The following is a 20,752-nucleotide window of genomic DNA, read 5'->3' on the forward strand; positions in this document are numbered from 1 at the left end:
GCCGTCGGCGCGGCCGGTATCGTGTCAGAGCCTGTGAAGTCCACTCAGCACCCTTTCGAGCAGCGCGCGGTCGGGCCTGCCGGTGCCGTGCCCGGTGCCGTAGACGCGAATCTTTCCCTGGTCGGCGAGGTCGCTCAGCAGCACGCGCACCACGCCCAGCGGCATCTTGAGCAGCGCCGAGATCTCCGCGACGGAGCGCATCCGGCGGCAGAGTTCGACGATGGCGCGCATCTCCGGCATGACCCGGTCGCCCCAGCCGCCCGACGTCAGCTCACGCCGCTCGTCGGGGGCTTCGAGCGCGGCCACGAACGTCTCGACGAGCAGCACGTGGCCGAACCGGGTGCGTCCGCCGGTCAGCGAATAGGGCCTGACCCGCGCGGGTTTGCGTTCCCCGCCGCGCACGGGGAGTTGAGGGGCACTGCTCACTGGCTCTCCATCGACTTGCGCAGCTCGCTGCGGAGTTCGGGGGTGAGGACGTGTCCGGCCCGGCCGACGAAGAGCGCCATGTGGTAGGCGATGACGCTCATGTCGCAGTCCGGGGTGGCGTGGACGCCGAGCAGCGAACCGTCGCTGATCGACATGACGAAAAGGCTGCCCTCGTCCATCGTGACCATGGTCTGCTTGACGAGCCCGCCCGCCATCAGCTTGGCGGCCCCTGACGTGAGGCTGCCGAGGCCGGAGACGATGGTGGCCAGGTCCGCGCTGGAGCCACGGGGCCCGCCGCCCGCTCCGGTCTGCGCCGCCTCGTCCGCCCGTGCCGGGTCGGAGGAGAGCAGCAGCAGTCCGTCGGATGACACGACGGCGACCGAGCGGATGCCCGGGACCTCATCGACCAGGTTGGTCAACAGCCAGTGCAGGTTCCGGGCCTGGCTACTGGGGCCCTGCCCGTAAGCAGTGGGCGCTTGCGCCTTCAATCGCGTGCCTCCTCGACAACGTGGCTCTCTCCCGGGGCCCCCGCTCCGTCGGTGTCCTTCTGTGGGATGGTCTGCTCCGCTGTACGCTCCGCGATTTCGGCCTCGACGTCGCGTCGGCCGCTTCGCGCCCCCTGCTGGAAGCCGCCGAGCCTGCGACGCAGCGCCTCGGCGTTGGCCGACCCGCTCTTGCGCGGGGCGGCGGGCGCCTGCTGCTGCGCCACGATCTTGGGCGTGCGCTTGGGCAGGCCCATGTCGGTCCGCCGTACCTCGCCCGCCGGTGCCGGGCCCGGGTCGGGCGCCGTGGTCTGCGCCGCGGCCGGGTCCGGCGCCGTGGTCTGCGGGGCGCTCGGCGCCTCGTCGGCTGCCGGGGTGGCGGGCGCGGTCCTGTGGTCCTGGCCGGGTGCGGCGGCCGACGGGACGTCGTCTGGCCTGCTGTGTTCGGTCGCGCCGGTCGCGTAGGGGCCGCTGGACAGCGGTCCGTACGCGCTGGGTTCGGGCGCGGACGAGGCGGCGGGGGCGGGCGGCGCGGCCGGGCCAGGGGCGCCGGCGGGCGCCGCGTCCCCGTACGGCGCGGCGGTGCCCGCGCCCTCGGGCGTGCCGTGCTGCGGGTGCGGGCGCGGCTGAATGCCGGCCGCGTCGATCGCCCGCTCCGCCGCGGCGACCAGCGGGTCGGCCTGCTGGGCCGGGATCTGCTGGGCCGGGACAGGCGCCGGTGCGGCGGGCGCCTGCGGGGCGGGTGCCGGGGCCGCGGGTGCGGCGGGCGCCGCCGGGGTGCCGGCCGCCGGGTCGAGCCGGGGCAGCCGGGTCTGGAGGGTGTTGGAGTTCGCCTCGGCGACCGAGCCGGGCAGGGTCGGGCCCGCCAGGTGCGCGTCGGTGCCCGGGGGCCGCGTGCCCGCGGGTCCTGGCCGGGTCGGCAGGATCGATCCGGGCAGCACCACGACCGCGGTCACGCCGCCCTGGTTCTGGGCGCGCAGCTGGATCCGGACGCCGTGCCGGGCGGCCAGCCGCACCACGACGTACAGGCCGAGGCCCAGCGCCTCGTCGACGGTCTCGGACGTCGATGCCGCCTCCGCGTCCGCCAGCCGGTCGTTCAGCTCGGCCAGCCGGTCGGCGGTCATGCCGATGCCCTCGTCCTGGACGGAGAGCATCACCTCGCCGCTCTCCAGCAGCCAGCCGGACAGCTCGACGTGCGCGTCCGGCGGCGAGAACGCGGTGGCGTTCTCCAGGAGTTCGGCGACGAGGTGGCTGATGTCGTCGGCGGCGAACCCGGCGACCTGGGAGTGCGGCGGCAGGGACTGGATGCGGACCCGGTCGTAGCGCTCGATCTCGCTGACCGAGGCCCGCAGCACGTCCAGCAGCGGCACCGGCCCCGGGTGTCCGGTGCCGTGCTGCTCGGCACCCGCCAGGACCAGCAGATTCTCGCTGTTGCGGCGCATCCGTGCGGCGAAGTGGTCGAGCTTGAAGAGGGTTTCCAGGCGCTCGGGGTCCTGTTCGCTCTCCTCCAGCGACTCGATGACGCCGAGCTGGCGCTCCACCAGGCCGACGGTGCGCAGCGAGAGGTTGACGAACCGGCCGTGCACGCCGGTGCGCAGCGCGGCGAGCCGCTCGGTGAGGGCCGCCACCTCCTGCTTCAGCGCCGCCCGCTCGTCGTTGAGCACCTCGCGCTCGTCGGCGAGACGCTGCCGCCCGGTGATCAGCCGGCCGCGCTCGCCCTCCAGTTCCGCGGTCCGCCTGGCCACCTCGCCGACCTGGGCGTGCAGCGCGTTGACGGCGCGCACGGTGTCGGCGAACTCGTCGTTCTTGCCCTTGAAGGTGACCGGGCCCTCGTGCGCGGGGTCGGCGGCGACCCGCTTGGCACCGAGCCGCAGCGCGGCCAGCGGGCGCGTCATGGAGCGCGCGGCGGAGATGCTCATGCCTACGGCGAGCAGCAGGCAGAGCCCGACGAGACCGATCCGGATCTCCAGCGCGGTCACGTCGTCGTCGCGCAGCGCGGCGAGCCGCTGGATGTCCTGGGTGGCCATGGCGGACTCGACGCCGCGCATCAGGCCGATGCGGGCGGTGAGGGTGGACTGCACCCGCTCGCGGCTCAGGGCCAGATCGGCCGCGTCCAGGTGCGGCTGGTCGGTGAGCCGGGTGAGGTAGCGCTCGGCGGTGGTGACGTCCGCGCCGTTGACGGTGCTGTCGTAGCTGTCCTGGGACTTCTCGCCGGCCAGTTGGGCGAAGTCGGCGAGCGCGCCCTGCTCGCGCAGGTGCGTCAGCTGGGCGGCGCCGGTCAGCTTGGCCTGCGGTCCGCCGGCGTGCAGCGCGGCGAGCAGCAGGGCGCGGGTGGCGGCTGCCTGGTCGACGGCGCGGCCGAGCGAGGGCAGTGCGCGGGTGTCGGCGTCGGCCCCGTCGTCGCGGGCGGGCAGCGCGCGGGCGATGTCCTCGGAGATGGCGCCGAGCGCCTGGACGACCCTGGTGTACGCCGCGAAGGTGTCATCGGCGGACCCGGAGCCGGACAGCGCTTCCTGGCGGGTCTGCGGCAGCGCGGCGAGCAGCTTCTCGGCGGCGACGTAGCCGGGGGTGTCACCGGACGCGTCCTGGGCCTCGGCGCGCAGGTCGCGGAGTTGCCGGTCCACGCGGGAGCGCTGCGCCTCGGACGCGCCGGCGCCGGACTGTGCGCTGCGGCCGGTGGCGACGTACTCGGTCATGCCGTCGCGTTCGTCGGCCAGGGAGTGCGCCAGCGCGATCGCGCGGGAGTCCAGCTCGGCGAGGTCCACCAGGCGCTGCCCGGCCTGTGCCTGATCGGCCGCGGCGACCAGGGCGGGGGCGCCGGCGCCCAGGACGGCGGCGGCCACCACGGCCACCGCGCCCACGAGACGGTTACGCACCCGCGCGGGGCGTCTGCGCGCGGGGTCGCCACCGGACGTCGTGTCCGAACCGGGGTCCGCTCCCGTACCCGGTCCTGAGACCGAACGGGCCGGTGTTCCCGGCTTTCCTGCGCTGCCCCGAAGCCGCTTCTTCCGCACCGCTGCTCGCATTCCTGTCTCGCCTGCCCACGCCGTGTGGCGCGCGGGTCCGGCTCGGTTTCCGCTCGCGGGGCGGACCTGCGCGAAAACCGCAGCAGTGCACACTTCCGCGAAGGGAAACAGCCCGGCTTTGCGCGGCGCTACGAATGTCCTGGCCCGCCCCCATGATCCGGGAATTGACCCTTCCACCGGCTCCGCGCAGTGGCTCGGCAACGCTTGCCCGGCCACGCGAATGAGTGAACATCAATCAGAAGTTGACCATCAACTTCCGCGCACGGGCAATGCCCGTTGCAACCCCTCGCAACCCCGGTACAGGTTTGGAGAACCGGTCGGCTCCTGAAAAGATGCGCGCCCGCACCGCGCCGCCCCGCACCCCGGCCCGCCCCGGCCCGCGCACTCCCCCGCCCCGCCCACCGGGCGACCCGCACACGTCCGGCCACCGGCGGGCCCGCCGCGCTCCGGCAGACTTGCGGCCATGCGCATCGAACTCGCCACCGAGCCCGGCGATCCCCAACTCCCGAACGAGGACTACGCGTCCGTCGCCCTTCCCGCCTCCGGCCAGGGCGGAGTCCTGGTGCTCCTGGACGGCGTGACGCCGCCCGCGGACGACTACGGCTGCGTGCACGCGGTGTCCTGGTTCACCGCCCGGCTCGGCGGCGCGCTGCTCGAACTGTCGGTTTCACGCCGGGATATGACGCTCCCTGAGGTACTGGCCGCGGCCATCTCCCGTACGGCTGACATTCACCGGTCGACCTGTGACCTTTCTCACGTACGCACGCCGCAGGCAACCGTGGTGCTGGCGCGCTGGTCAGGGGAGGACGTCGAGCACCTCGTGCTGTCCGATTCGGTGCTGCTCCTGGAGCGCGCGGACGGCAGCGTGCACCCGGTGCTCGACCCCCGCCTCGACGAACTGCCGCCCGCCGTCCGCGCGCAGCGCGACGCCGTGCGGGCCCTGCCGCGCGGCTCGGCCGAACGTGCCGCGGCGGGCCGGGAGTACGGCCGCGCCGTCGAGGCGCTGCGCAACGCCGACGGCGGCTTCTTCACCGCGGCGGCCGATCCTTCGGTGGCGGCCCGCGCGGTCACCGGCCGCACGCCACGCGCCGGCGTCCGTTCGCTGACCGCGCTGAGCGACGGCGCCGGCCGCTGGGTCGAGGTCTTCCGTAAGGGCTCCTGGGCGCACTGCGCGGCCCTGGTGGCGGAGCGGGGGCCGCAGGCCCTGATCGACGAGGTGCGGGCGGCGGAGGCGGCGGACCCGGACGGCGCCACCCACCCGCGCAGCAAGCCGCGGGACGACGCGGCGGTGGTCTTCGTACAGCCGTGACGCATCGGGCCGCGCCGTAGAGGGTGCGGGCGCCCCGGGCAAGGGCCAGTTCCGGACGGGCTCGGGAAAGCGGGTTTACCGAGCCATCGGACGTCCTACGAGGCGTCGTCGCCGTCCTGTTCGGCGTTGAGGCGGTGCAGCAGGCGGCCGAGTTCGGCGACTTCCTCGCGGTCCCAGGCGGCCAGGCTGCGGGCGTAGCGGGCCCGGCGGGCGTTGCGCACCCGGTTGAAGCGGTCGCGGCCCTCGTCGGTGATGCGCACCAGGACCGCCCGCCCGTCGGCCGGATCGGGCTCCCTGGCGACGAGACCCAGCTGTTCCAGGGCGTGCAGCTGGCGGCTCATCGTCGCCTTGCCGACGCCGAAGTACCCGGCCAGTCCGGTGGCCCGCTGGGCTCCTGCGTCCGCGAGGCGGACGAGCAGGCCGTAGGCGGCCGATTCCAGATCGGGGTGGACTTCCCTGGCCAATTCACCGGACGAGGCACGGGCCCGGCGCAGGAATACCGCCAACTCGCGTTCCAGTGACAGGAATACGTGGTCCACACCACTCGGTTCGCCGTCCGCCGTCGTTCCGTCGGCTCCGGTGTTGTGCACGTCAGCGCCCTTTCCGGCTTTCCCCGTCGTGAAAGTTTCCTCCGGCTGCCGCCGAAGCCGCAGCTTGGCCAGTATTTCGCAGGATTAGACCAACGGCAGCCCCGCGCCCCCCTTTTATCGCCACGGTCTACGCGCGTATCGTCTTTCTGGCATGGCCACACCAAAAGTCGTGCTGCCTGCGGCTGCCGGTCACCGCTCTTCACGTCCGCGTCCCACGTCCCGCGTCCCCGTACGTCGTCGCCACGCTCCACGCGCTCGTATCCCCCGCAGGTCACGCTCGTTCCCGTACTGCGCACCCGCGTCACCGCACCCCGGTGGCGGTGCCGCCGGACCGCGGCCCGCCGCGGGTCCGTACCCCCCTCAGGTCACCCACCACCGTTTCGGAGGCACGCATGACCGTGCACAGGTCCGGCTCCCCCCACCGCTCGCGCACACTGGCGAGCGCGGCCGGGATCCTCTTCACCGCCCTCTCCCTGCTCATCGGGGTGTCCGCCACCGCGTCCGCGCAGGCCGGCGCGGGCAAGGACGCGCCGGAGCCCACCCACCCCGGGCAGGACTGGGCCGGCTCCCAGATCGCCGCCCACGAAGGCACCGCGACCGACGGCGCACCGGCCCGCGGCCTGCTCGCCGGCGTCGAGGGCGTGGACGTCAGCGGCCACCAGGGCAACGTCGCCTGGGCGACGCTGTGGAGCAGCGGCGTGAAGTTCGCCTACGTCAAGGCGACCGAGTCCACCAGCTACGTCAATCCGTACTTCGCCCAGCAGTACAACGGCTCCTACGACACCGGGATGATCCGCGGCGCGTACCACTTCGCCACACCCGACACCTCCAGCGGCGCCGCCCAGGCCAACTACTTTGTCGACCACGGCGGCGGCTGGTCCAAGGACGGCAAGACCCTGCCGGGCGCGCTGGACATGGAGTACAACCCCTACGGGTCGACCTGTTACGGGCTCAGCGCGAGCGGGCTCGTCAACTGGATGAAGGACTGGTTTTCGACCTACAAGGCGCGCACCGGGCGGGACGCCGTCATCTACACCTCCACCGACTGGTGGAAGCAGTGCACGGGCAACTACGCCGGGTTCGGCAGCGTCAACCCGCTGTGGGTGCCGCGCTACGGCTCGTCGGTCGGTGAACTCCCGGCCGGCTGGGGCTTCCACACCATCTGGCAGTACACCTCGACCGGACCGACCGTCGGCGATCACAACAAGTTCAACGGCGCCTACGACCGGCTCCAGGCGCTCGCCAACGGCTGACGGCGACGGCGACCGGTCCCGCCGGACCTGATCCGGCCGGGCACCGGGCAGCACCGCGGCCCCTCCCGCGTGTTCGTGCGGGAGGGGCCTGCTCCTGCCGCGTCCGTCACGCCGCGGCAGGGATCTCCCTGGCCGGCGCCCCGGGTGCGCGCACCGGGGCCGCCGCGTCGGTCAGCGCCAGCTCCAGCACCCGGCGGACGTCCGAGACCGGATGGACGTCGAGCGCGTCCAGGATCTCGGCCGGCACCTCGTCCAGGTCCGGTTCGTTGCGCTGCGGGATGATCACCGTCGTGATCCCCGCACGGTGCGCGGCGAGCAGCTTCTGCTTGACGCCGCCGACCGGCAGCACCCGCCCGGTCAGCGAGACCTCACCGGTCATCGCCACATCGGGCCGCACCTGCCGCCCCGACAGCAGCGAGGCCAGTGCGGTGGTCATCGTCACGCCGGCGCTCGGCCCGTCCTTGGGGACGGCGCCCGCCGGGACGTGCAGATGCACGCCGCGCTCCTTGAGATCGCCCACCGGAAGCTCCAGTTCCGCGCCGTGTGAGCGCAGGAACGACAGCGCGATGTGGGCCGATTCCTTCATCACGTCGCCGAGCTGACCGGTCAACTGGAGCCCCGATGCGCCGGTTTCCGGATCGGCGAGCGACGCCTCGACGTACAGCACGTCGCCGCCCGCTCCGGTGACGGCCAGGCCGGTGACCACGCCGGGCACCGCGGTCCGCCGCTCGGCCGGGTCCTGCGCCGACTCGGGTGTGTGGTGCGGTCGCCCGATCAGCGGGCGCAGCTGCCCGGCGCCGACCGCGAACGGCAGCTCCCGCTCGCCCAGTTCGTGCTGGGCCGCCACCTTGCGCAGCAGCCTGGACACCGCGCGCTCCAGATTCCGCACGCCGGCCTCGCGGGTGTACTCGCCCGCCAGCTTGCGCAGCGCGTCGTCCCCGACGGTCACCTCGCCCGGTTCGAGACCGGCCCGCTCCAGCTGGCGCGGCAGGAGGTGGTCCCGGGCGATGACGACCTTCTCGTCCTCGGTGTAGCCGTCGAGACGCACCAGCTCCATCCGGTCGAGCAGCGGCTCGGGGATGGCCTCCAGGACGTTGGCGGTGGCCAGGAACACCACGTCGCTGAGGTCGAGTTCGACCTCCAGGTAGTGGTCGCGGAAGGTGTGGTTCTGCGCCGGGTCCAGGACCTCCAGGAGGGCGGCTGCCGGGTCGCCGCGGTAGTCGGAGCCCACCTTGTCGATCTCGTCGAGCAGCACCACCGGGTTCATCGAACCGGCTTCCTTGACCGCCCGCACGATCCGCCCCGGCAGCGCGCCGACGTACGTGCGCCGGTGCCCGCGGATCTCCGCCTCGTCCCGCACCCCGCCGAGCGCGACCCGGACGAACCTGCGGCCCATGGCCCGCGCGACGGACTCGCCCAGCGAGGTCTTGCCGACCCCGGGCGGTCCGATCAGCGCGAGCACCGCGCCACCCGACCGGCGCCCACCGCCCTGACCTGCGCTTCCCTCATCCGCTGCGGCGCCGTCACCGGCCCGGCCCAGCAGGCCCGTGCCGCGCTCGGCCCGCCGCTTGCGGACGGCCAGGTACTCGGTGATGCGCTCCTTGACGTCCTCCAGGCCCGCGTGGTCGGCGTCCAGCACCTGCCGGGCGCCCGGGATGTCGTACGCGTCCTCGGTCCGCTCGTTCCACGGCAGTTCCAGAACGGTGTCCAGCCAGTTGCGGATCCAGGAACCCTCCGGGCTCTGGTCACTGGACCGCTCCAGCTTGTCGACCTCCTTGAGGGCGGCCTTGCGGACGTCCGCGGGCAGGCCGGCCGCCTCCACCCGGGCGCGGTAGTCCCCGCCCTCGTCCTCCGCGTCGCCGTTGATCTCCGCCAGCTCCTTGCGGACCGCCTCCATCTGCCGCCGCAGCAGGAATTCCCGCTGCTGCTTGTCGACACCCTCCTGGACGTCCTTGGCGATGGACTCGGCGACGTCCTGCTCGGCGAGGTGCTCGCGCAGCACTTCGGTGGCGTACTTCAGCCGGGCGACCGGATCGACGGTCTCCAGCAGGCGCACCTTCTGTTCGATGGTCAGGAACGGCGAGTAGCCCGAGTTGTCGGCGAGCGCCGCCACGTCCTCGATCTGCTGCACCCGGTCCACGACCTGCCAGGCACCGCGCTTGCGGAGCCAGCTGGTGGCCAGCGCCTTGTACTCGGTGACCAGTTCGGTGACGGCGCCGGGCAGCGCGCCCTCCCGGCCGGACTCGTCCGGTCCCGAACCCGGCACCGCCTCCTCGATGGCGCTGCCCTCCACCCACAGCGCGGCACCGGGTCCGGTCGTGCCGACCCCGATACGGACCCGGCGAAGGCCACGGATCAGCGCGCCGGGATCGCCGTCGGACAGCCGTCCGACCTGCTCGATCCGTCCGAGCGTGCCGATCGCCGTGTAGGTGCCGGTCCCGGACGCCGCCCGGGACGCGCCCCCGATCCGGGGCACAAGCAGCACCTCCGGCTTGTTACCCGGTACGGCGGCAGCCTGCGCGGCCTCCACCGCGGCCCGGACGTCGATGTCGGACAGATCCAGCGGCACCACCATGCCGGGCAGCACCACCTCGTCATCGAGGGGCAGCACGGGCAGAGTGAGCGAGGCGGACGACGAAGCCATGATCTCCCCTTCGGCAGGCAAGTTGAGCTTTACCCACTCAATGCAGAGCGCCCGGCAGATGTTCCCCGGTCCGTGTTCGCCGTGAGCGATCAGAGCCCGGACACCCCGGTCGCCCCGGCCGGCCGGACGCATCCCCGCCCCTCCGCGCCCCCAACTCCCCGGTACAGTGCGGCCCATGGGCGTTTTTTCCTGAGTACGCGCGCACGGTCCGCGACCTCGAGATCCACCACCCGGCAGCCGCCGGGACCGTCCGCATGCCATGCCGCACGGGCACCGCCCGGCGCATGCCGCCCGCACCACTCAGGAGACCCATGCCGCACCGCACCCCCACCCCCGCGCTCGACCGCCGCATCGAGCGGCTGCGCGAGGCCGCCCGCACCGAGCCCCGGCTGGACGGCGTCCTGCTGTACGGCTCCTGGACGCTCGGCGAGGCCGACGCGTACTCGGACATCGAGGCGTACCTCTACGTACGCGACCAGGACGCCGACGCCTTCGACGGACGGGAGTTCATCGAGCGGCTGGCCCCGCTGAAGCTGGCGTACACCAATATGTACGGGATCCTCGCCGTCGTCTTCGACGATCTGATGCGCGGGGAGTTCCACGTCGAGGCGGCAGGCACCGGCATCGATGAAGTCCCCTCCTGGCGCGGCATGGTGCAGCTGCCCGACCCTGAGGCCGCGGTCCTGCTCGACCGCAGCGGACGGCTGACCGCAGCGGCCCGCGGGCTCGCCGGCTTCGTCCCGCCCGAGCCGGTCGGCACGGCCCGGCAGCTCACCGCCGAGCTGGCCAACTGGACCCTGATGCTCGCCCAGGTGCTGGCCCGCGGCGAGACCGCCCGCGCCCACGCCCTGCTGCACACCGTCGTCGCCCCGTTGCAGCTCCAGCTGTGCCGCCTGCTGCGCGAATCCACCGCGCACTGGCTCACCCCGAGCCGCAACCTGGAGCACGACCTGCCGGCCGCCGACCGCGCCCGCTACGCCGCGACCACGGCCGCCGCGGAGCCTGCGGCGGTCCGCGCCGCGGCCCGGCACAGCTGGCGGTGGAGCCGCGATCTCGCCACGGAGGCCGCCGCCCGATGGGACCTCACCCTCCCCGTCTCCCTCCACCAGGAGATCGCGGGCCTCCTGGCCGCCTGAACTCCGTTGTCAGGACGCCCCGTCGGCGCCCCGGGCCTCTGCGCCGACCGCAAGGGTCCGGGGGGGGGCGGCTACTGCCCCATATGAACGAGCTCCCACACATGCCCGTCCGGGTCCTGGAAGCTGGCGCCGTACATCGGGCCCTCCTCCATCACCGGCTTCCAGGGGCTGCCGCCGGCCGCGAGTGCCTTGGCGAGGAGGTCGTCGACCTCCCGGCGGCTGTCGGCCGAGAGGCAGTTCAGGACCTCGGTGCCGGTGGCGGTGTCGCTGATCTCGTCGTTGATGAAGTCCTTGAAGCGGGCCTCGGCGAGCAGCATCACGTAGATGTTCTCGTCGATGACCACGCAGGTGCAGCTCTCGTCGGAGAAGGTGGGATTCGCCTCGAAGCCGAGCGCCGCGAAGAAGCGGGTCGACCTGGCGACGTCCTTGACCGGCAGGTTTACGAAGATCATGCGCATGTGCTGGCCCCTTCCTGGTGCACGGCGGGGACGCGGGCCAAGGCCGGCGCCGGGTGCCCGGGGCCGACGGCCGGCCCGGGTGCACACCACCGAGTACAGCGCGCCCGCCACCGGGCCGCCACCGCGTGCCCGGCCTCCCGTCAGCCCGCGCGTTCCGTCCGCAGGGCCGGGTGGCCGAGGTCGCCGCGCAGCGGTTCCGGGCGGGCCCGCCGGGCGCGACGGCGGCGGAGCAGCGGCCAGCTCACCACCCCGAGGGCGAGCGCGAGGAGGTGCCCCCAGGCCGCCATCGGATCGACGAAGGCCACCACGTCGCCGACGGCCAGGTAGCCGACGCCGGCCAGCAGCGGCCACCTCAGCCGTCCCGGCAGCAGCCCTGCGAGCGCGCCGGTGCAGGTCATCACGCCGAAGCTGATGCCGTAGTCGAGGCGGTGCAGCGAGCTGACCGGCAGCTGACCTGCGGCGACGGCGAAGCCGACCGGCAGTTCCGTGGCGAGGGTGGCCAGTACGTGGCCGCCCGCGAACACCGCGGCGGCGCCCAGGCTCCCGATGCGGCGCTCCAGGGCCGTCAGCACGAACAGGAAGGCGACGGCGAACCCCGAGGTCACCCCGCCGGCTATCCACAGGGCGCTGGCGACGAGTACCAGCAGCGGGGTGTGGGTGAGGTGCGCGACGTCGGTGCTGGAGCCGCGCAGCAGCTCGCCGACGAACGCGGGGGCGGCGTGGGCGGCGATGAAGGAGGTCACCAGGAGGACGAGCGTGTAGCCGAAGGTGAAGGGGGTGCCGGTGGGGCTGGGCAGCAGCAGCCGGAGCCGGCTCAGCGCGGCCACCACGCGCGCCCGCCCCGCCGCGGGGACGGCGCCCGCGTCCGCGGTGTCAGGCGCGGGCCCGGTGGGCGGCGCCACCTCATCGACGCGTACGGACGGCGGTCCGGCGGGCTGCCGGGGCAGCTTCCCGAAGCCGGCCGGTCCGGTGCCCGCCCGCGCGGTGTCCGCGGTGTCCGCGGTGTCCACCAAGCTCACCGTTCCGGGCTCCTTCCGTTCAGGCACTCGCGTCGGCCGTCTCCCCGGCCGCGCTCCGCTGTGCACAACGTGCGGGACAGCGTGCCTGTTCAACCCATGAGCGAGCTGTGTAAGTGAAGTGCGTCACAAGCACTTCGCCGCGGGCAACCCGTTCGGGGCGCACCACGTCCGCTCCGGCGCCGCGCCCCCAGAAGGTGGACCGGCGTGGACCGGGCCCGCCAGGATGGCCGGATGGCTCCCGTTCCCCCTTCTCCCTCGACGGCCGGCCTCCCCGAAGGCCCGCGCACCCTCGACCGCCGCGAGGGCCCGTACGGCGAAGTGGTCCTGCGGCGGCGGCGCGCAGGTGACGCGGCGGTCTACGAGATCATCGCCAACGGCTGCTTCCTGATGGACACGTCCGACGGCAGGTCCGAGCGGCTGCTGATCGATGCCGCACTGGCCGAGCTGCCGCAGGACCGGCAGCGCCCCGCCCTGCTGATCGGCGGCCTGGGCGTCGGGTTTTCCCTGGTCAGAGCGGTGCGGGAGGAGCGCTGGGGCAGGATCACGGTCGTCGAGCGGGAGGCCGCGGTGATCGGCTGGCACCGCCATGGGCCACTGGCGGAACTCTCCGGCGGCGCCCTGGCGGACCCGCGGACGCGGATCGTGCACGCGGATCTGGTCGCCCATCTGCACGACGGTGCGGGCCGGGAGACCTTCGACGCGCTGTGCCTGGACATCGACAACGGGCCCGACTGGACGGTCACCGAGGACAACGGCGGCCTCTACACGCCGGCCGGTCTCGCGGCCTGCCGGGACCGGCTCGCACCGGGCGGCGTGCTCGCCGTCTGGTCGGCCCAGCCGTCGCCCGCCTTCGACCTCGCCCTCCGGAATGCCGGATTCCAGGGGGTACGTACGGAAGAGATCCCTGTTGCCCGAGGCGTCCCCGACGTGGTGCATCTCGCGCGCAAGGGCGCGTAGCCGACAGTCACACCGTGCCCTTACGCTGCTCCCCTGGACAGGAGTCCGGCGCGACACCGCCCGCCCCCACCGGCGGGCTGCGCGCTGCCGGGCCGCCTCGTCCAGCACTACGCGACCACGCACACGGGGACATGCAGGGGCGGGCGATGGACCAGACTCAGACCAGCCAGGGCGGTACCGCCGCGGCCACGCCGGGCGCCCAGCGCCGGGTGCTGGTCGTCGAGGACGACCCGACGATCGTGGATGCCATCGCGGCCCGGCTGCGCGCCGAGGGCTTCCAGGTGCAGACCGCCACCGACGGCCCGGCCGCGGTGGACACCGCCGAGGCGTGGCAGCCCGATCTGCTGGTCCTGGACGTGATGCTGCCGGGCTTCGACGGCCTGGAGGTGTGCCGCCGGGTCCAGGCCCAGCGCCCGGTACCGGTGATGATGCTGACCGCGCGCGACGACGAGACCGACATGCTGGTCGGGCTCGGGGTCGGCGCCGACGACTACATGACCAAGCCGTTCTCGATGCGGGAGCTGGCCGCGCGGGTGCACGTCCTGCTGCGCCGCGTCGAGCGCGCCGCGCTGGCCGCGCACACCCCGCGCAGCGGCATCCTGCGCCTGGGCGAGCTGGAGATCGACCACGCGCAGCGCCGGGTGCGGGTGCGCGGCGCCGATGTGCACCTGACGCCCACCGAGTTCGACCTGCTGGTCTGCCTGGCGAACACCCCGCGCGCGGTGCTCTCCCGTGAGCAGCTGCTGGCCGAGGTGTGGGACTGGGCGGACGCCTCCGGGACGCGCACGGTCGACAGCCACATCAAGGCACTGCGCCGCAAGATCGGCGCCGAGCGCATCCGCACGGTCCACGGCGTCGGCTACGCCCTGGAGACCCCGCCCGCATGACGCGGTGGTGGCAGGCCCGCGCCCGCGGGCTGGGTGAGCGGCTCTGGGACGGGCTGCGACCGCTGGATCCCTACCGTTCGGTGAAGGCCGCGCTCGGTGCGCTGGTCATCGTCTCGGTGATCATCACGACGCTGCTGGTGTTCGTGGCGATGCACTCGGCGACCGAGCTGCGGGTGATCACCGTCTTCTCGATCATCGCCTCGCTGCTGATCACCCAGTTCGTGGCGAACAGCCTGACCGCGCCGCTCGGCGAGATGACCGACGTGACGCGGTCGATGGCACAGGGCGACTACACGCGCAGGGTGCGCTCGGAGCGCCGGGACGAGTTCGGCGACCTGGCGGACGCGTTCAACCGCATGGCCGCCGACCTGGAGGCGGTGGACACCCACCGCAAGGAACTGGTCGCGAACGTCTCGCACGAGCTGCGGACGCCGATCGCCGCGTTGCGTGCGGTGCTGGAGAACGTCGTGGACGGGGTCTCCGAGCCCGATCCGGAGACGATGCGGACGGCGCTGAAGCAGACCGAGCGTCTTGGCAGGCTGGTCGAGCACCTGCTGGACCTCTCCCGCCTGGACAACGGCGTGGTGCCGCTGCACAGCCGCCGCTTCGAGGTGTGGCCCTACCTGTCGGGCGTGCTCAAGGAAGCCAACATGAGCCGCGGCGCCTCGACCCTTGCCGGGCTCGCCGGATCCGGCACCCACACCCGGACGGACGTCCATCTGCACCTCGACGTCTCGCCCCCGGAGCTGACCGCGTACGCGGACGCCGAGCGGCTGCACCAGGTCGTGGCCAATCTGATCGACAACGCGATCAAGCACAGCCCGCGGCACGGGCGGGTCACCGTGCACGCCCGGCGGGGCGAGGGGCCCGAGAGCCTGGAGCTGGACGTGCAGGACGAGGGGCCCGGCATTCCCGAGTCGGAGCGCTACCGCGTCTTCGAACGGTTCAACCGCGGCGGTCCCGCGGCATCGGGACCGGGGGCCGACGGGGGCACCGGACTCGGCCTGGCGATCGCACGCTGGGCGGTGGATCTGCACGGCGGCCGGATCGGGGTGGCCGAATCCACCCGTGGGTGTCGCATCCGGGTCGCCCTTCCGGGAACGGAGTCAAGTCGAGGTTGACGGCCCGTGGCGTAGGGTCGGTGGCGGAAGCACGCATCAGGTGGCGCCTCGCGCCCGCCTGACGGGGTGCCGCGGCGCTGAGTCCTACCCTCACGCAGGCAAACCCCGTGTGTTTCCCGCCAAGTCATGCCTTGAAACCCATCGGTGAATGTGACGTGCGCGACGAGTGGCCCTCCCGGACTGCACCAATGGTCACAAGAGGCGTAGCCTTTATTCCCGCTGTCCACCACCTTAGGAAGCGGAAGAGGGCGGTTGCCGCCGTGTCGCCACAGTCCCCCAACAGCTCGAGCATCTCGACCGACCAAGACGGGCAGGGAAAGTCCCCTGCCGCTGCGTTCGGTGCAAATGAGTGGCTCGTCGACGAGATCTACCAGCAGTACCTCCAGGACCCGAACTCGGTAGACCGAGCCTGGTGGGACTTCTTCGCCGACTACAAGCCGGGCGGCGCCACCGCGCCCAGCCAGCCGGCGGAGGGCTCTGCCCCCGCTCCGGCCGCACCGGCGCAGTCCCCGGCCCAGCCGAAGCCCGCCACCCCGGCCGCTCCGGCCGCACCGGCGAAGCCCGCGGCGAGCGCTCCGGCGCCCGCCCAGGCGGCTGTGGCCAAGGCCGCTCCGGCGAAGGCTCCGGCCGCGAAGCCCGCGGCCAAGCCCGCCGCGGCCGACGCCAAGGAGGCTCCGGCAGGTCCGGAGCTGGTCACCCTGCGCGGCCCGTCCGCCGCGGTCGCGAAGAACATGAACGCCTCGCTGGAGCTGCCGACGGCCACGTCCGTGCGCGCGGTGCCGGTGAAGCTGCTCTTCGACAACCGCATCGTCATCAACAACCACCTCAAGCGCGCCCGCGGTGGGAAGGTCTCCTTCACCCACCTCATCGGGTACGCGATGGTGCAGGCCCTCAAGGCCATGCCGTCGATGAACCACTCCTTCGCGGAGAAGGACGGCAAGCCGACGCTGGTCAAGCCCGAGCACGTCAACCTCGGTCTTGCCATCGACCTGGTGAAGCCGAACGGCGACCGCCAGCTCGTCGTCGCCGCCATCAAGAAGGCCGAGACGCTGACCTTCTTCGAGTTCTGGCAGGCCTACGAGGACATCGTCCGCCGGGCCCGCACCAACAAGCTGACGATGGAGGACTTCACCGGAGTCACCGCGTCGCTGACGAACCCGGGCGGCATCGGCACCGTCCACTCCGTGCCCCGCCTGATGCCCGGACAGGGCCTCATCATCGGCGTCGGCGCGATGGACTACCCCGCGGAGTTCCAGGGCACGTCGCAGGACGCCCTGAACAAGCTCGGTGTCTCCAAGGTCATGACGCTGACCAGCACGTACGACCACCGCGTGATCCAGGGCGCCGCCTCCGGCGAGTTCCTGCGCATCATGAGCCAGCTGCTGCTCGGCGAGAACGACTTCTTCGACGACATCTTCAAGTCGCTGCGGATTCCGTACGAGCCGGTCCGCTGGCTGCGGGACATCGACGTCTCCCACGACGACGACGTCACCAAGGCCGCGCGGGTCTTCGACCTGATCCACTCCTACCGGGTCCGCGGCCACGTCATGGCCGACACCGACCCGCTGGAGTACCACCAGCGCAAGCACCCCGACCTCGACATCATCGAGCACGGCCTCACCCTGTGGGACCTGGAGCGCGAGTTCGCGGTCGGCGGCTTCTCCGGCAAGACCATGATGAAGCTGCGCGACATCCTGGGCGTGCTGCGCGACTCGTACTGCCGCACCACCGGCATCGAGTTCATGCACATCCAGGACCCCAAGCAGCGCAAGTGGATCCAGGACCGGGTCGAGCGGACGCACAACTCCCCCGAGCGTGAGGAGCAGTTGCGCATCCTGCGCCGGCTGAACTCCGCCGAGGCGTTCGAGACCTTCCTGCAGACGAAGTACGTCGGCCAGAAGCGCTTCTCGCTGGAGGGCGGCGAGTCCGTCATCCCGCTGCTGGACGCGGTCATCGACTCCGCGGCCGAGTCGCGCCTCGACGAGGTCGTCATCGGCATGGCCCACCGCGGCCGGCTGAACGTCCTGGCGAACATCGTCGGCAAGTCGTACGCGCAGATCTTCCGGGAGTTCGAGGGCAACCTCGACCCGAAGTCGATGCACGGCTCCGGCGACGTGAAGTACCACCTGGGCCAGGAGGGCGTCTTCACCGGCCTGGACGGCGAGCAGATCAAGGTCTCGCTGGCCGCCAACCCCTCCCACCTGGAGGCCGTCGACCCGATCGTCGAGGGCATCGCGCGCGCCAAGCAGGACATCATCAACAAGGGCGGCACGGACTTCACGGTCCTGCCGGTCCAGCTGCACGGCGACGCGGCCTTCGCGGGCCAGGGCGTGGTCGCGGAGACGCTGAACATGTCGCAGCTGCGCGGCTACCGCTGCGGCGGCACCGTGCACATCGTCATCAACAACCAGGTCGGCTTCACCGCCGCACCGGAGTCGGCCCGCTCCTCCATGTACGCCACCGACGTGGCCCGCATGATCGAGGCGCCGATCTTCCACGTGAACGGTGACGACCCGGAGGCCGTGGTGCGCGTCGCGCGTCTCGCCTTCGAGTTCCGCCAGGCGTTCAACAAGGACGTCGTCATCGACCTGATCTGCTACCGCCGCCGCGGCCACAACGAGTCGGACAACCCGGCGTTCACGCAGCCGCTGATGTACGACCTGATCGACAAGAAGCGTTCGGTGCGCAAGCTCTACACCGAGTCGCTCATCGGCCGTGGCGACATCACGCTGGAAGAGGCCGAGCAGGCGCTGCAGGACTTCCAGGGCCAGCTGGAGAAGGTCTTCACGGAGGTCCGCGAGGCCACCACGGCTCCGGCCACCCCCGAGGTGCCGCAGCCGCAGGCCGAGTTCCCGGTGTTCGTGGACACCGCGATCTCCCAGGAGGTCGTCAAGCGGATCGCCGAGTCGCAGGTCAACATCCCCGAGCGGGTCACCGTCCACCCGCGCCTGCTGCCCCAGCTGCAGCGCCGCGCGGCCCAGGTGGAGGACGGCACGATCGACTGGGGCATGGGCGAGACCCTGGCCATCGGTTCGCTGCTGATGGAGGGCACCCCGGTCCGGCTCGCCGGACAGGACTCCCGCCGCGGCACCTTCGGCCAGCGTCACGCGGTCCTCATCGACCGTGAGACCGGCGACGACTACACCCCGCTGCTCTACCTCTCCGATGACCAGGCACGCTTCAACGTCTACGACTCGCTGCTCAGCGAGTACGCGGCGATGGGCTTCGAGTACGGCTACTCGCTGGCCCGCCCGGAGTCGCTGGTCATGTGGGAGGCGCAGTTCGGTGACTTCGCCAACGGCGCGCAGACCGTCATCGACGAGTTCATCTCGTCCGCCGAGCAGAAGTGGGGCCAGACCTCAGGCGTCACCCTGCTGCTGCCGCACGGCTACGAGGGCCAGGGCCCGGACCACTCATCGGCCCGGATCGAGCGCTTCCTCCAGCTGTGCGCGCAGAACAACATGACGGTCGCCATGCCCACCCTGCCGTCGAACTACTTCCACCTGCTGCGCTGGCAGGTCCACAACCCGCACCACAAGCCGCTGGTCGTCTTCACCCCGAAGTCGATGCTGCGTCTGAAGGCCGCGGCGTCGAAGGCGGAAGAGTTCACCACCGGCGGCTTCCGCCCGGTGATCGCCGACAGCACGGTCGACGCGAGCGCCGTCCGCAAGGTGATCTTCTGCTCCGGCAAGGTCTACTACGACCTGGAGGCGGAGCGGGAGAAGCGCGGCGCGAACGACGTCGCCATCGTCCGTATCGAGCGGCTGTACCCGCTGCCCGGCAAGGAACTCCAGGCGGAGATCGCCAAGTTCCCGAACGCCGGTAAGTACCTGTGGGTCCAGGAGGAGCCGGCCAACCAGGGCGCCTGGCCGTTCCTCGGTCTGAACCTCATCGACCACCTCGACCTGGCCGTCGGTGCCGATGTCCCGCACAACGAGCGTCTGCGCCGCATCTCGCGTCCGCACGGCTCGTCCCCGGCCGTCGGTTCCGCCAAGCGTCACCAGGCGGAGCAGGCCCAGCTCATCGCCGAGGCGTTCGACGCGTAGCCGAACGCTCCGGTAGTTCCGGGCACCCGGCAAGGGCCCGCCCCCGCGGTTGCGGGGGCGGGCCCTTCGCCGTGCCCCCGCAGCCCTGCCTATCCTGGCCGGGAACGTCCCATGACCCCTGGTGGAGAGCACGTGTATTTCACTGACCGCGGCATCGAAGAGCTGGAGAGCCGGCGTGGCGAGGAGGAGGTCACCCTCGGGTGGCTGTCCGAGCAGCTGCGCACCTTCGTGGACCTGAACCCGGACTTCGAGGTGCCGGTGGAGCGGCTGGCCACCTGGCTGGCACGGCTCGACGACGAGGACGACGAGTAGGAGGACGCACGGCAGCGCCGTCCGCCTCCTGGCCGACCGGGACGGAGCGGACGGCTTCCGTCAGCCGCTTGACTTCCCCGATCCGCGATATATCGTGTCGCGTGAGACGCGATATGTTGCGTTGCCATGTCCAGTCAGGGGAGGCCCGGAATGTCCAGGAACGAGCGATCGCGATATCCGATCCAGGTGGACGGGCCACGCACCCTGGAGATCGAGGAACCCGTCGGCGCGCTCAACGTCCGGGTGTACGGCGGCACGGTCAACGTCGTCGGCACGTCCGACGGCAGCCCGGCCCGCCTGGAGGTCGGCGAACTGCACGGCACGCCCCTGACGGTCTCGTACGAGGACGGCGCCCTCACCGTCGCCTACGAAGACCTGCCGTGGAAGGGCTTCCTGAAGCTCTTCGACCGCAAGGCGTGGAACCGCAGCGCGGTGATCTCGGTGACGGTGCCGGCGGCCACCCGCGTCGAGGTGGGTGTCGTCGGCGCGAGCGCGGTGGTCTCCGGCATCGCGGGACGCACCGACGTCCGCGGGGTGACGGGCGACAGCACCCTGGTCGGGCTGACCGGCGAGGTGCGCGCGGAGACCGTGTCGGGCAACGTCGAGGCCCAGGCGGTCACCGGTGACCTGCGGTTCCACTCCGTCTCGGGGGATCTGACCGTCATCGACGGCGCAGGCGGTGCGGTGCATGCCGGCTCCGTCAGCGGCGACATGGTGCTCGACCTCGACCCGTCGGCCAAGGGCACCGACATCCAACTGACCAGCGTCTCCGGCGAGGTGGCCATCCGGCTGCCGGACCCGGCCGACGCGACGGTGGAGGCCAACACCACCAGCGGCACGGTCTCCAACGCCTTCGACAGCCTGCGGGTCGGCAGCCAGTGGGGCGCGAAGAGCATCACCGGAGCGCTCGGTGCCGGCACCGGCACGCTGAAGGTCACCACCGTCTCCGGCGGCCTCGCGCTGCTGCGCCGCCCGTCGTTCGACGGCCCGCGTCCCGGCGCCACCGAGGCCCCGGGACCGTACGCCGCCCCCGGTCCGCGCGGCGCTGCCCCCGCGGACCGGCCTGAAGAGAAGAAGGTGCTCTGA

Annotated in this window: 16 protein-coding genes; 9 read left to right on the plus strand and 7 right to left on the minus strand. The window is 72.3% G+C overall.

Going from position 1 to position 20,752, the window contains the following annotated elements; all coding sequences use genetic code 11:
• Positions 1 to 24: 24 nt before the first annotated feature.
• The 3 genes from ACGFNI_RS10785 to ACGFNI_RS10795 are packed head-to-tail and all read right to left on the minus strand — an operon-like array spanning position 25 to position 3,784.
• Positions 25 to 426 carry a DUF742 domain-containing protein gene (locus tag ACGFNI_RS10785; protein ID WP_393682518.1) on the minus strand — a complete coding sequence of 134 codons (402 nt, stop codon included), beginning with the start codon at positions 424 to 426 and terminating at the stop codon, positions 25 to 27.
• Positions 423 to 914: a roadblock/LC7 domain-containing protein gene (locus tag ACGFNI_RS10790; RefSeq protein WP_393682520.1), complete on the minus strand. Its 492-nt coding sequence runs from the start codon at positions 912 to 914 to the stop codon at positions 423 to 425. The genes ACGFNI_RS10785 and ACGFNI_RS10790 overlap by 4 nt, the downstream gene beginning before the upstream one ends.
• On the minus strand, positions 911 to 3,784 hold the full coding sequence (locus ACGFNI_RS10795; RefSeq protein WP_393682522.1) for a nitrate- and nitrite sensing domain-containing protein: 2,874 nt from the start codon (positions 3,782 to 3,784) through the stop codon (positions 911 to 913). The genes ACGFNI_RS10790 and ACGFNI_RS10795 overlap by 4 nt, the downstream gene beginning before the upstream one ends.
• Before the next feature lie 613 nt (positions 3,785 to 4,397).
• On the opposite strand from ACGFNI_RS10795, the gene ACGFNI_RS10800 reads away from it, so the two are divergent.
• Positions 4,398 to 5,243 carry a hypothetical protein gene (locus ACGFNI_RS10800; protein WP_393682523.1) on the plus strand — a complete coding sequence of 282 codons (846 nt, stop codon included), beginning with the start codon at positions 4,398 to 4,400 and terminating at the stop codon, positions 5,241 to 5,243.
• Between the two features lie 95 nt (positions 5,244 to 5,338).
• Here ACGFNI_RS10800 and ACGFNI_RS10805 read toward each other — a convergent pair whose 3' ends face one another.
• Positions 5,339 to 5,833: a MarR family winged helix-turn-helix transcriptional regulator gene (locus ACGFNI_RS10805; protein ID WP_393682525.1), complete on the minus strand. Its 495-nt coding sequence runs from the start codon at positions 5,831 to 5,833 to the stop codon at positions 5,339 to 5,341.
• Positions 5,834 to 6,225: 392 nt separating this feature from the next.
• On the opposite strand from ACGFNI_RS10805, the gene ACGFNI_RS10810 reads away from it, so the two are divergent.
• On the plus strand, positions 6,226 to 7,086 hold the full coding sequence (locus tag ACGFNI_RS10810) for a lysozyme (RefSeq protein WP_393682527.1): 861 nt from the start codon (positions 6,226 to 6,228) through the stop codon (positions 7,084 to 7,086).
• A gap of 106 nt (positions 7,087 to 7,192) precedes the next feature.
• On the opposite strand, the gene lon is transcribed toward ACGFNI_RS10810, so the two are convergent.
• Positions 7,193 to 9,730 (minus strand): endopeptidase La, encoded by a 2,538-nt coding sequence (lon, locus tag ACGFNI_RS10815; protein ID WP_393682529.1) that lies wholly within the window; start codon positions 9,728 to 9,730, stop codon positions 7,193 to 7,195.
• A gap of 311 nt (positions 9,731 to 10,041) precedes the next feature.
• Here lon and ACGFNI_RS10820 point away from each other — a divergent pair, with 311 nt between their 5' ends.
• The gene (locus ACGFNI_RS10820) at positions 10,042 to 10,866 is read left to right on the plus strand and encodes a nucleotidyltransferase domain-containing protein (protein WP_393682531.1); all 825 of its coding nucleotides are present in this window, start codon (positions 10,042 to 10,044) and stop codon (positions 10,864 to 10,866) included.
• A 71-nt stretch (positions 10,867 to 10,937) separates the two neighbouring features.
• Here ACGFNI_RS10820 and ACGFNI_RS10825 read toward each other — a convergent pair whose 3' ends face one another.
• Positions 10,938 to 11,324 (minus strand): VOC family protein, encoded by a 387-nt coding sequence (locus tag ACGFNI_RS10825; RefSeq protein WP_393682533.1) that lies wholly within the window; start codon positions 11,322 to 11,324, stop codon positions 10,938 to 10,940.
• Positions 11,325 to 11,464: 140 nt separating this feature from the next.
• Entirely contained in the window at positions 11,465 to 12,343 is an 879-nt protein-coding gene (locus tag ACGFNI_RS10830) for a rhomboid-like protein (RefSeq protein WP_393682535.1), read from the minus strand.
• 231 nt (positions 12,344 to 12,574) lie between these two features.
• Here ACGFNI_RS10830 and ACGFNI_RS10835 point away from each other — a divergent pair, with 231 nt between their 5' ends.
• The 6 genes from ACGFNI_RS10835 (at position 12,575) to ACGFNI_RS10860 (ending at position 20,752) form a co-directional block, all read left to right on the plus strand.
• On the plus strand, positions 12,575 to 13,300 hold the full coding sequence (locus ACGFNI_RS10835) for a spermidine synthase (protein ID WP_393682537.1): 726 nt from the start codon (positions 12,575 to 12,577) through the stop codon (positions 13,298 to 13,300).
• Between the two features lie 146 nt (positions 13,301 to 13,446).
• Entirely contained in the window at positions 13,447 to 14,187 is a 741-nt protein-coding gene (locus ACGFNI_RS10840; RefSeq protein WP_227047226.1) for a response regulator transcription factor, read from the plus strand.
• Complete coding sequence (locus ACGFNI_RS10845) at positions 14,184 to 15,308, plus strand: ATP-binding protein (RefSeq protein WP_393682539.1); 1,125 nt, start codon at positions 14,184 to 14,186, stop codon at positions 15,306 to 15,308. Before ACGFNI_RS10840 ends, ACGFNI_RS10845 begins: the two co-directional genes overlap by 4 nt.
• Positions 15,309 to 15,568: 260 nt before the next feature.
• Entirely contained in the window at positions 15,569 to 19,354 is a 3,786-nt protein-coding gene (locus tag ACGFNI_RS10850) for a multifunctional oxoglutarate decarboxylase/oxoglutarate dehydrogenase thiamine pyrophosphate-binding subunit/dihydrolipoyllysine-residue succinyltransferase subunit (RefSeq protein WP_393682541.1), read from the plus strand.
• A 132-nt stretch (positions 19,355 to 19,486) separates the two neighbouring features.
• Entirely contained in the window at positions 19,487 to 19,666 is a 180-nt protein-coding gene (locus ACGFNI_RS10855; RefSeq protein ID WP_227047229.1) for a DUF6104 family protein, read from the plus strand.
• A gap of 150 nt (positions 19,667 to 19,816) precedes the next feature.
• The gene (locus ACGFNI_RS10860; protein ID WP_393682543.1) at positions 19,817 to 20,752 is read left to right on the plus strand and encodes a DUF4097 domain-containing protein; all 936 of its coding nucleotides are present in this window, start codon (positions 19,817 to 19,819) and stop codon (positions 20,750 to 20,752) included.

It is taken from the genome of Streptomyces sp. NPDC048644, assembly GCF_043199105.1.
Classification (GTDB): domain Bacteria; phylum Actinomycetota; class Actinomycetes; order Streptomycetales; family Streptomycetaceae; genus Streptomyces.